Origin of the sequence: Singulisphaera photorubra (assembly GCF_045290345.1) — a bacterium.
GTDB lineage: Bacteria > Planctomycetota > Planctomycetia > Isosphaerales > Isosphaeraceae > Singulisphaera.
On record NZ_CP155447.1, the window covers coordinates 4,456,916 to 4,468,311 of the forward strand.

Below are 11,396 nucleotides of genomic sequence, written 5' to 3' on the forward strand. Positions count from 1 at the left end.
ATGACGCCCGAGCAGCGGCCTGTTCGTTGCCAATCAGGGACCGTTTTGGTAATCAGATTGAAGATTCCAAGAGCGATGATCATTTGAGACCATGGGGGACTTAGCTGATGACGCGCTGGGTGGTCGGTGTGTGGTGTCTGCTGGGGGCCTTGACTGCGCTGGCCGACGATCCGGTTTTCTCAGGCCCTCAGGTAGGCGAGAAACTGACAACGTTCAAAGCCACGGCCTTCTCGGGTCCGCAGGCTGGACGCGAAGTCGAGATCCCGGGGCCGAATGCGGGTCGGCCGACGGTGCTCGTCTTCGTTCATGAGATCACCCGCCCTGCCCTCCAACTGATCCGTCCCATCGACCACTTCGGGGCGAAGTGGGCCGACTTGGGACTGACTTCTCAGATCATCTGGCTGGCAGCCGATCCAGCGCAGGCCGAGCAGTTCCTTGAACGCGCCAAGAAGTCTCTGAACCTCAAAATCCCTGTCGCTATTGCACCTGGTGGAATCGAGGGCCCGGGCAACTACGGGCTCAATCGGAACGTGACCTTGACCATTCTGGTCGCGAACGAGGGGAACGTGGTCGCCAATTTCGCGATCGTGCAACCCAACGAGACCGATGCCCCCAAAGTCCTCGCCCCGATCGCCAAACTGCTGGGAAAAGCGGCCCCTTCAATGGACGCTATCAAGGCGGAGGTGGGCACAGGCCGGATGATGAGCCGGCCCGAGGCCGCACGCCCTGCCGAGTCCAAGCAAGAAAGAAGCCGACCTGCACCCGACCGGATCGGAGCCCTCGAGGAGAAGGTCGCTGCCTTGACCGAAGCACTGAATGAGGCTCGTGCTCGGATCGCCCGGCTTGAAGGGACGCCTCCCCCTGCCCCGATCGGCGGCCGATCACTCCCGGACATCGGGAATGGGACCCGCGACCCGGAATTGCAACGCCTGATGCGCCAACTGATCCAACTCAAAGCGGAGCAGAGTCAGGTCGACCAAACCGCAAAGGAGATGGCGCGGTGGGCGGGCGACGATCCCCGTAAGAAATCTGAGCTTGCCCAATACAGCAAGCTGGTGATCGAGCTCGGATATGGAACTGAAGCGGCCAAGAATGCTTTGAAAGCGATGGCCAAGGACTGAATTATGGAACCGCGTCGATGGCGTTCTTCATGGATCGGGCTGGTGGCCGTGCTCGGTTTTGGCAACGTCGCCCACGCCGTAAGCCCACCGGACTTCGCAACCCGGGTAATCCCCGTGCTGACCAAGGCGGGCTGCAACGCCGGGTCGTGCCACGGAGCGGCTCTCGGACGCGGCGGATTCCGGCTCTCACTGCTCGGCTATGACCCGGATGTCGACCACGAGAGCCTGGTTCAAGAATTCGAAGGCCGTCGTGTAAACACGTCTCGACCCGAACGAAGTCTTGCCCTTCGCAAGGCAACCGGTAACCTCGACCATGAAGGGGGGACTCGCCTCGCTCGTGGCGGCGAGGGATATCGCATCGTCCGCGATTGGATCGCGGGAGGAGCCCTCCGCGGCGCCGGGGGATCGCCTCGAAGCCTGCGAGTCGAGCCCGCTGCGACGACATTGCCGGCAACCGGACAATCCGTCCCCCTCAACGTGATCGCCAGTTTCGAGGACGGCACCACGGAAGACGTGACTCGCTGGGCCGTCTACACGCCGGCCGACCCCACCGCGGTCCAGTGCTCGCCACTCGGAGAGGTCACAGTCCTTCGGCGCGGTCGGGCAGCGATCATGGTCCGTTTCCTGGGCGCGGTCGGCTGCGCAACCGTCACGGTCCCACTGGCGGACGCCCCTGCACGAGTGGTCCAACGGCTGCGAGCGAACTTCATCGACGATCACATCAACCGGACGCTGGAGGAGCTCGGACTCGATCAGACGCCTCGCGCCGACGACGCCAGCGTCCTCCGGCGGATTCGGCTGGATCTAACCGGACAGTTGCCGACCCCAAAAGAGGTTGATGACTTCCTGGCCGACCGGTCACCAGGCAAACTCGCCCGGCTTGTCGATCAACTCCTGGCCAACCCCGAGTTTGTCGATCACTGGGCTTACAAGTGGGGTGACCTGTTACGGATCGAGTCGGGTCGACTGGGAACGGCCGGGGCAACCGCGTTTCACACCTGGATCCGTGACCAGATCGTCCGTAACACGCCGCTGGATCGCATGGTGCGAGAGCTCGTTCTGGCGCTCGGGGATGGCGACCAGGTCGGGCCGGCAAACTTCAGCCGCGTTCCGGGAGACGCCCGGTCTCAGGCTGAGTTCGTCAGTCAGGTGTTCCTGGGCGTGCGATTGCAGTGTGCGAATTGCCACGACCATCCACTCGACCGCTGGACCCAGGACGATTATCACGGCCTGGCTGCGATCTTCGCCCGTCTGGATCATGGCCGCGAGGTTCGCCTGCGGCCTCGAGGAGAAGTCATCCACCCTGGGACCGGCCTGGCAGCCGCCCCCCGGATCCCCGGCGATCGCTTCCTCAAGGGCGAGGTGGATCCGCGCGAGGCGTTCGCACAATGGCTGACGGCCTCGAAGAACCCGTACCTCGCCCGCTCCGTCGTCAACCGGATCTGGCGCGAGCTCATGGGGCGTGGATTGGTGGAGCCGGTGGATGATCATCGCACGACCAACCCCGCGACGCACCCGGCCCTCCTGAACGAACTGGCCCGCGACTTCATCGCATCTGATTTCGATACGAAGCACGTGATCCGGACGATCATGGCCTCGGAAGCGTACCGGCGAGAGTCGGGGGCGAATCCAGGCCGGATTCCCGACGACCAATTCTATTCCCATGCCCTGGCTCGCCCGCTCCCCCCACACGTGCTCGTCGACGCCGTGACCCGGGTGACGGGTGTCGCTGAGCCCCTTGGGAACCTCCCGGTCGGCACGACGGCCGGCTCACTGGGTGACTCGCGTGTCCCGTCGACGACTCTGGACCTGCTGGGCCGCTGCCCGCGAGAATCAGGGTGTGCGACAACCCCAGGGGCGTCGGGCTCGCTGGCGCTTGCGCTGCATGCGATCAATGGAACCTGGCTCAATGGCAAGATCGCCGCTCCGGACGGCCGGTTACATCGATTGCTCCGTGAGGGGCGATCAGATCCGGAAATCGTGGTGGAATTTTACCGCATCGCGCTGGGCCGCGAGCCGACCGACGGCGAGCGAACCCACTGGAAGCGGGAGATCGCGGCGGGAGGTGAGGCGGGCCGGACCGACTCGCTGGAGGATTTCGTCTGGGCCCTGATCCTGTCCGCGGAATTCACACAGAATGACTGAAAGACTAGGCAAGAAGATTTCATGCTTTCATGAACTACTCGGAACGGAGTGCCTCGACCGGGTCCATCATCGCGGCGCGCCTGGCGGGATAGACACCGAAGATGACGCCGATCACCACGGCGATCATGAACGCGATGATGGGTGACTCGGGGCGGATCACGGCCGGGACGCCTGAGAAATGAGAGACCAGCGGGGGAACGGCGATCCCTAGGATGACTCCGATTCCTCCGCCCGAGGCCGAGATGACCACCGTCTCAATCAGGAATTGAAGGACGATGTCGCGCCGTTTGGCTCCCAGGGCGCGACGGATGCCGATCTCTCGAGTGCGCTCCGAGACGGTTGCGAGCATGATGTTCATGATGCCGATCCCGCCGACGATCAAGGAGATCCCCGCGATCGATCCCAGCACCAGGTTGAAGATTCGCTTGGTCGCCTCGGCTTTCTCGAGAAGTTCCAGGGGGACCGTGATGCTGTAGTCCACCCTGGGATGGAACTGACGAAGCATGCTTTCCAGGGCGGAGGCGGTGACCTTCACGTCATCCATCCCCCGGACGGTCACGGTAATCTGGCTAAGTTCGATCCGCTCGGCCGAGAACTGCCCCTGCTTCTCGCCCATGAGGACCTCACCAAAGCGAGCGCGGTCGGTTGTCAGAGGGATATACACATCCTTATTCAGGTCCTGTGCGGCGAGGCTACTACCTGTGCCGCCCGAGGGGGCCTTGTGGCCGGTCACTCCGATGATCCGATAGTAGTGGCTCTCTCCCAACCGCACAGCCTTTCCGAGCGGGTCACCGAACGGAAAGAGCTTCTGGGACACCTCGGAGCCAATCACCGCCACGTTCGCGGCCAGGCTCATATCCAGGTCCGTCAAGAATCGCCCCTTGGCCAGCTTCTGTCCGGTAATTTTCAAGCAGTCGGGATTGGCCCCCACGATCCGCCCTTCAAGCTCCCGCTCGAGATAGCGGACGTTCTTGTGGAATTCGCGGAGTGGGGTCGCCCCGACGACTGTCGGGATCGTGTTCATGATCCGCTCGAAGTCTTGATTCGTCAGCCCATAATTGAAGACAAAACTGTCATTGGATTGCTTTGAGGGATTGATATCGTCGACCGGCTTGATGCTCCGCAAAATGACATTGGTCGCGCCGAGTTCGGCCAGTTGCTTTTGTGCCTCGGCGCTCGCGCCTTCGGCGATCGCCAGCATGGCGATCACCGACGAGACACCGAAGATCAAACCAAGGGCCGTCAGCAAGACCCGGAGCTTGTGCAGTCCCAGATTTCGGACCGCAAGACGGATAATATTCCAGATCTTGCTCATGGAAGGGCACCGCGAGTTTTAAATCGGCAAGTCAGCATGTCATGCATTTCATTGGCGGCGACAGAATGGTCATTTCGAGGATTGAGGCGCCTTGGAGTCGGGCTTGGTCAGTTCGTCCTTCTCCTCGTCCTTGAACTCCTCATCGACGCGTGAGCGAGCATCGAGGGCAACCGAGTCCCCTTCCTTCAGGCCGGATAAGACCTGCATCTGAAACTCGTTCGTCTCTCCTGCCTTGACCTCCTGACGCTTGACTCCACCCGCGTTGACAACAAACGCATAAAATTTCCCTTTATGCATGGCCACAGCCTGAACGGGCACAAGCACGACACCCGGCAGCTCTCCAACGAGTATTTTTACCTCGGCGGTCATTCCCGGGCGGAGCTCCTCTTTGGGCATCGTTTCGATCGCCACGACGGTGCTGTATTCCTTGACTCCACCACTCATCCAGCTTTGGTTGGAGTCGGCCAGTTGGGATACGGTTTTGACCTTGCCGACGATGACCACGTTGGGAAAGGCGTCAACCCGGATCTCCGCGCTCTGGCCCGGCTTGATCTTCTTGATCAGTGACTCGTGGATACTTACCTTGACCTGCATGGACGAGAGGTCGGGAAGGCTGAAAATCTTCTGCCTCGAGTAGACCGTCGCCCCCTCGCGCACCTGTCGACTGGAGTCGTACCACGCCTCATTCGCATAAGCAACGATGCCGGATTGGTCGGCTTTGATGATCGTCTTTGACTTCTGGCTCAGATATTCCTTGAGCTGCTGATCCTCGATCGTGAAGGTGGCTTTGGCCGACTCATACTCGCTGTCCGCCTTGGCAACCGAAGCCTTTTCCGTAGCCGTGGCCTGCGCGACTTTCTTACGCGACTGGTCGACCTTCGACTTGAACTCAGTCGACTTACGTTTGTACTCGTACTTCTCCTTGACCATGAGCTTCGCCTTGGCCCCTTTGAGGGTGAGCTCGTCACCGTCGAGTTCGCTCTGGGCGGCGCGGACATCGCTGGGACTTTTGAACCCTTTCTTGAGGAGGCTCTGGAACTGCTCAAGCTTGTTCTTCGACTCCTCCACCTTCTTGGCCTTGAGCCCGATGTCCCCCTTGATCTCGTCGGTCTCGAAGATGTAAGTCCCCTTCTGGTACATCTCCAGGTCGAGCTCGCCGAGTTGGAGTTCGACGGTGGCCGCGATGATCTCGCTTTCTCCCTTGTTCTTGGCGATCTCAACCTCTTGCCGGCTCGTCTCGATCTTGGCTGCGGCTTGCTTCGACTTGATTTCCTGCTGGGCAATATTCTTGTCGATCTCGGCCGAGTCGAACCGGCAGACGATTTCTCCCTTCTCGACCCGGTTTCCTTCAGGGGTGAGTTGAATGATCTTATTCTGGGCGCCCCCCAACTCGCAGATTCCGTCGACCGTCTTCACGCTCTCAAGGTTGCCCCGCTCGGTGACGACGATCCGCAAGGTGCCTCGGGTGACGGGCACGGAAAGCGGCTTGTCTTGGTTCGATGGCCCCCCCCAACTCGGGACCAGTCCAAAGTACCCGACCCCCGCGACCGCCGCCGCGCCCGTCAACAGAACCAGGAGTCGGGCCGGCGCTTTACGGCACAGCGAACGGGCTCGCCGAATCGGGTGGAGAAGGAGGGAGCGAAGCCGCGGGCGTCGCGGGGGCGGGGAGGAGGGCTTCGACCGGGGCTCCGACGGGGTCAGGAGTGGTAGGAACGGGTCCTCCGTTGAAGGCTGGAATGCTGTTGTCATTGGTCCAGACCCCCTGGGCATCAATATTCATGACATCAAAATCTTTAAAGAGCGTCATCCGCGCGATCTCGTAAGAGACCCAATTTCCAATCAAGCTATTCTTGTTCGTCACCAACGCTTGTTGAGCACTCACCAGGAGCGTTCCCACCGTCTGTCCCTGGCCCGAGCTGGCCCCCTGGCTTGTCCGAGCGTTGAATTCGGCCTGATCCACCTGACGGGCTGCGATCAGGAGGGCGTCGCGGCTGATCTCGAACTGTTGCCGGTTCAGATTCAACAGACGCATGTCGAGGCGGATTTGCTGAACGATCGTGTCGTGGTTCAGCATGTAGGCCCGCCGAGCCCGTTGATAGCCAATCTGTTCGGCCCGATAGAGATTCCGCTGCTGTCGCCGAACAATCGGCGCATTGAAACGGAGCCCAACGATGTGCTGGCTATCATGGGCGTCGAACCGGATCAGGCCCAGGCTTTTCGGGTCGGAACGAAGATCACCATTGTAGAAGACGTTGAGGCCGGCCAGAAGTTGGTTGCCATTGTACTCGATCATACGCCAGGAGTCGGTCACCTGCGCCAGGCTATTCATCAGGTCGAGCCGATTGGCCAGCGCCACGGAAATCGCCTGTTCGAGCGTCAGATCGACCTCGTTCACTTCGATCAAATAAACGCGCACCTGGCTCTGGATCACAAGCTGTTCGGTCATTCTGGCGCGGAATTCGCCACTCACAAGTCCTTGGCGAAGTCGGGTCCACGCGACTTCGGGGTCGGCCTTATCGATGCTATCCAGAAACGCTTTTGTGTCCTCGCGGCTCTTCGTCAGCGCATCACGTGAAAGGTTGTACGCCAGAAGAAGCTTTTTCGAGAGTTCGACTTCTTTCTGATAGCTGGCAAGTTCATCTTGCTCGAGCGGTCCGGGACCGGCCCCCACGCGCCCCTTCTGCGCCTCAATTCGTGTTTGCCACTGCTCGATCTCCTTACCTACCATGAGGGCGACTTCGTGAAGTACCTCGAAATCGCCGAGCAAGCGATTGGTGGCGTCGCTCATGATGGCTTGGGAGGGAGGCCCGTCGTGCTGGAGCAACTGGAGGTAGAGGGCTTCGTTGTCCTTGCGCAACGAGTCGAGCCGAGGGTCGTTCAACTCGAACTTCTTCAGCAGTGACTCATCAAGCTTCACCGGAAAATCGGGGGGAAGGCCGAGCCGATTGACTCGGTAGGAATCGAGCGCTGTCTGGTAGTTGGCCTCCTGCCCGAGCAGGCCCGAGCGGCTTTGCTGGTAGTTCTGTGCCACGGTATCGCGTTGCAACGGGTCGACCAGGCCGGCTTTCACCAGCGCTTCCTGCTCCTCGAGACTATGTTTCAGTTGGTCGACCTGGTATTGCGTGTTGCGGACTTGCTGGAGCGTGGCCATGAGGTTCAAGTAGTCCGACACCACGTTCACGTAAAAGAGGCGGCGAAACGCCGCGAACTCGCGGATCGTGTAGAGCGTCTGGCGCTCGACCAGCGACAACGGCTGTGTGAAATTCCGCGCCCAGGCTCCCTGCAAAAGGGGTTGGGTCAGGCTGATGGCGAGCCCCGAGTTGACGGACTGGAACCCTTTGCCGTTGTACTCGAAAATCAGGTTATTGGCGAAGTTGACCAGGAGTTGAGCACCGGAATAAAAGGTCCAGTTCAGGCTGTCCTGAGCCAGAAGTTGAAGCTGATTACTATCGTTGGCGTTGGCACCGAAGTGGCGATACTGAGTGGTCTGACCACTGAAAAACTGAGGAAAGAAGGTGAATCGAACCAGAGTCAATGAGAGTGCCTTCAGGTAGACATCTTCAATATTGCTCTGGTATTCGCGGCTATTCGCCAGCGCGATCTGCATCGCCGAGGGGCCGCTGAGTACCAGGGCACCTTCATCGTCGCGAGGAATGCCACTCATCCAATCCAGATTCTCGACGGGCGCCCAACCCCGTTTCTTCTGACCAAGAAACTCGAAGTGTCGTCCTGCCGTGATCTGGTAGGGGCGGGCCCCGGGATCATCCAGCGGAATCGGCTCGTGGTTCGGGTCGTAGATATCACCAATGCGAGACTTCGGATTGGCTTCGACAGGTCGGGGCGGCAGGTCCCATCGCCAGTCGGTCAGCCGATCCTCCACGATCCGGTACGTGTCCCGGTCGGCGAAGTCACGGTAGTAACGCCGAGTGCAACCGATGGTCATAAGAAGCAGGGCCCCGACCGTTGCCATCCGGCAAACATGCCGCAAACGCCGCCCTCGCTCATCCTGAGCCGGCATGGACGCGATTCCTCGCAAGCGATTCCGAACGGCCTTCCTTGGCCATTCGACAACTGTCCCCGGGGATTGTTTAACCACTATAACAGTTGTCAGATGAACGGCAACCGAAACTTCTCGCAATTTCGTCGCGGACAACCTTGCGCCGGCCGCCGGTTTCGAGAGAGCCAATCGTCCTGAAGAAGGAAGAAGAACGCTCTAACAGCGACAGAGAGGTGTTGGGTAGGATAGTTGTCGGGGACGACTTCGCTCGGTTAGGTGCTGAGAAGTCGATTCAACGCCTCATCCTCAGCTCCACCGTGGCGATCCCCAAAAGTGCACCCGTCGAGTGAGCAGTCTGCGTGAGAAGGTGTCTTGATGACGTGACATGACTGGGCCACGCTCGCCCGGCAACGCTCAGAGAAGCCTTCCGTAAATGCTCTCAATTGGCCTACGGCGGAACCTGAACCATGAGGCGATGTGACGGGGTCGATCGGCGCGAGTTCCTTCGACTTGGCAGCCTCGGCACTCTGGGCCTCGGCCTGAGTGAAGTCCTGCGGCTGCGGGCTCATGCAGGCGAGAATCCGCCTGGTCTGAAGAACTGCATCCTCATCTGGCTCGATGGGGGACCTAGCCACCTCGAGACCTTCGACCTCAAGCCCGACGCTCCGGCCGAAGTGCGCGGACCGTATCGGCCGATCGCGACGAACGTGCCAGGGCTGATGATCGGCGAGCACTTCGGCCACCTGGCCCGTCAGGCCGACAAGGTCTGCCTGATCCGGTCGATGACCTCGGAACTGGGCGAGCATAACTTCGGCCGACACTACCTCCTGACCGGCTACAAGCCATCGCCGGTCCTGGAGTACCCGAGCTACGGCGCGGTCGTCGCCCGCTGTCGCGGCCCCCAGCCTGCGCTTCCGTCCTACGTCGCGGTGCCGGATGCCACCCCCCAAGGAGGCCCTGGCTATCTGCCATCAGCGTTCGGCCCGTTCACCGTGGGAGGTGACCCGAGCAAGCCCGATTTCCGGGTTCGTGACCTGGAAACACCTGGGAGATTGGCGGGCCGACTCGACCGACGGCGCCGGTTCATGGCCGACTTCGACCGCTTCGACCGTCGCGTCGAGCAAGAGGCGGCCCGAGGCGGCCGTGACAACCACTTCGAGCAAGCGTACCGCCTCATGACTTCGCCCGCGGCCAAGGGGGCGTTTGACCTTTCCCGCGAGCCGCATGCCATGCGCGAGCGGTACGGAATGCACCGCGTGGGCCAGTCGTGCCTGTTGGCTCGCCGGCTCGTCGAGGCTGGCTGCCCGTTCGTCACCGTGACCGACGCGGGCTGGGATACCCACCAGCAGATCGACCGGGAACTCCGCGAAGGCTATGTCGGCGGCCACGCCGGCCTGATTCCCAAGCTCGACCAGGCTCTGGCGACCCTCCTCGCCGACCTCGACGAGCGGGGCCTACTTGCGGGCACGCTCGTTCTGGCGATGGGCGAGTTCGGCCGCACTCCCAAACTGAATACGGCCGGCGGTCGGGACCATTGGCCCCGCGCCTTCAGCGTATGCATGGCCGGCGGCGGAGTTCAGGGTGGTCAGGTCGTTGGGCGGACCGACGCGAGCGGCGAGAGCCCGGCCGATCGGCCGGCCTCCCCCGCCGACTTGGCCCAGACCGTCTATACGCTTCTGGGCATTGACCCTGACCGGGAGTTCCACACCGATGACGGCCGCCCGGTCAAGGTCGCGGCCGGCGGCGCCACCATCTCCGAGTGCCTGACCTGAGCTCCTCTCATGACGCCGTTGTTCATTCCACTGCTGGCCTTACTTGCAGGTCAGTGCATCCTGGAGCTGCCCACCGAGCCTAACCGCCCGAGTCGGATCGGGCCGATGATCACGGCCCTGGTTGTGACTCCAGACGACTCGGGCTGGCTGCGGGGCTCACAGGCCGGGGTCGTCTTCCATTCGATCCACGACGGCCGCGAACGGGCCATCCCGACGGCACTGGAGCACGTACACGCCATGGCCTTCTCGCCCGACCGGACCACCCTGGCTTTGGCTGGAGGAAGTCCCGCGGAGGCCGGAGCGGTCGAACTCCGTGCTTGGCCGTCCGGTGACTTGCTGGGCCGCCTCGACGGTCATGAGGACGTCGTCTACGACCTGGTCTGGCTCGAAGGAGGAAAGTCCCTGGCCACTGCGGGGGCTGACCGGATCGTCCGGGTCTGGAACACCGAAAGCCACCGCGAAGTGGCCGCTCTCGAGGGTCATTCGGGGGCCGTACTGGCCCTTGCAGCCGTTCCCGGTGGGCACTGGTTCTGCTCGGGCGGAGCCGATGGCACGATTCGAGTATGGGAGTCCGGCCCCTGGAGGTCGGTACGCACTCTCAACAACCACCTTGGGCCGGTGCATGGTCTCGCATTTCGGCCCGCGCAGGTCGAGGGAAGCCCTGCCACGCTTGCTTCGTCGGGAGGCGACTCCACGGCGCGGATCTGGCAACCTGGGATCGGCCGCATGGTCCGAATCATCCGCCATCCCGCCCCGTTACTCTGCCTGGCCTGGAATCATGACGGTTCGCAACTCGTCACAGGTGCGAAGGACGGCCATTTGCGTATTCTCGACGGCGGCAGTGATACCATCCTGAGCGAGTCGTCTCTCTCCATCGCACCAATTCGCAGCATCGCCGTCCCTGCTCACGACGCCCCACTCATCGTGGGAGATTCGCTGGGTGCCATTCATGCTTGGAGGCACAAGCTTTGGGGAGCACCTCGTGATGTTGTCCGGTGAATTCCTTGGTTTTCTTCCAGGAATTCGAATCTCTCCCCGATTGTGAG

General features: G+C 61.5%; 7 protein-coding genes. 4 read left to right on the top strand and 3 right to left on the bottom strand.

Features of this window, described 5'->3' with window-relative positions; translation table 11 throughout:
- The first annotated feature begins 107 nt into the window (after positions 1 to 107).
- The gene (locus tag V5E97_RS16900; protein WP_406700468.1) at positions 108 to 1,121 is read left to right on the top strand and encodes a hypothetical protein; all 1,014 of its coding nucleotides are present in this window, start codon (positions 108 to 110) and stop codon (positions 1,119 to 1,121) included.
- Positions 1,122 to 1,124: 3 nt separating this feature from the next.
- Entirely contained in the window at positions 1,125 to 3,266 is a 2,142-nt protein-coding gene (locus tag V5E97_RS16905) for a DUF1549 domain-containing protein (protein WP_406700469.1), read from the top strand.
- A gap of 34 nt (positions 3,267 to 3,300) precedes the next feature.
- Here the strand turns inward: V5E97_RS16905 and V5E97_RS16910 are convergent, their stop codons facing one another.
- From V5E97_RS16910 to V5E97_RS16920, 3 genes are all read right to left on the bottom strand, one after another.
- A complete protein-coding gene (locus V5E97_RS16910; protein ID WP_406700470.1) occupies positions 3,301 to 4,581 on the bottom strand; it encodes an ABC transporter permease in 1,281 nt (426 codons plus the stop codon).
- A gap of 69 nt (positions 4,582 to 4,650) precedes the next feature.
- Positions 4,651 to 6,057 (bottom strand): efflux RND transporter periplasmic adaptor subunit, encoded by a 1,407-nt coding sequence (locus V5E97_RS16915; protein ID WP_406700471.1) that lies wholly within the window; start codon positions 6,055 to 6,057, stop codon positions 4,651 to 4,653.
- A gap of 115 nt (positions 6,058 to 6,172) precedes the next feature.
- On the bottom strand, positions 6,173 to 8,599 hold the full coding sequence (locus V5E97_RS16920; protein ID WP_406700472.1) for a TolC family protein: 2,427 nt from the start codon (positions 8,597 to 8,599) through the stop codon (positions 6,173 to 6,175).
- Positions 8,600 to 9,045: 446 nt separating this feature from the next.
- Between V5E97_RS16920 and V5E97_RS16925 the strand changes: the two genes are divergently transcribed.
- Positions 9,046 to 10,350, top strand: a complete 1,305-nt coding sequence (locus tag V5E97_RS16925; protein WP_406700473.1) for a DUF1501 domain-containing protein — start codon at positions 9,046 to 9,048, stop codon at positions 10,348 to 10,350.
- Positions 10,351 to 10,359: 9 nt separating this feature from the next.
- On the top strand, positions 10,360 to 11,349 hold the full coding sequence (locus V5E97_RS16930; RefSeq protein ID WP_406700474.1) for a WD40 repeat domain-containing protein: 990 nt from the start codon (positions 10,360 to 10,362) through the stop codon (positions 11,347 to 11,349).
- The last annotated feature ends 47 nt before the right edge of the window (positions 11,350 to 11,396 follow it).

What these genes read in the sequence shown, in the direction of transcription:
- V5E97_RS16900 (WP_406700468.1), top strand. Translation starts at nt 108, where the DNA reads ATGACGCGCTGGGTGGTCGGTGTGTGGTGTCTGCTGGGGGCCTTGACT.
- V5E97_RS16910 (WP_406700470.1), bottom strand. Translation starts at nt 4,581, where the DNA reads ATGAGCAAGATCTGGAATATTATCCGTCTTGCGGTCCGAAATCTGGGA.
- V5E97_RS16925 (WP_406700473.1), top strand. Translation starts at nt 9,046, where the DNA reads ATGAGGCGATGTGACGGGGTCGATCGGCGCGAGTTCCTTCGACTTGGC.
- V5E97_RS16930 (WP_406700474.1), top strand. Translation starts at nt 10,360, where the DNA reads ATGACGCCGTTGTTCATTCCACTGCTGGCCTTACTTGCAGGTCAGTGC.
- V5E97_RS16920 (WP_406700472.1), bottom strand. Translation starts at nt 8,599, where the DNA reads ATGCCGGCTCAGGATGAGCGAGGGCGGCGTTTGCGGCATGTTTGCCGG.
- V5E97_RS16905 (WP_406700469.1), top strand. Translation starts at nt 1,125, where the DNA reads ATGGAACCGCGTCGATGGCGTTCTTCATGGATCGGGCTGGTGGCCGTG.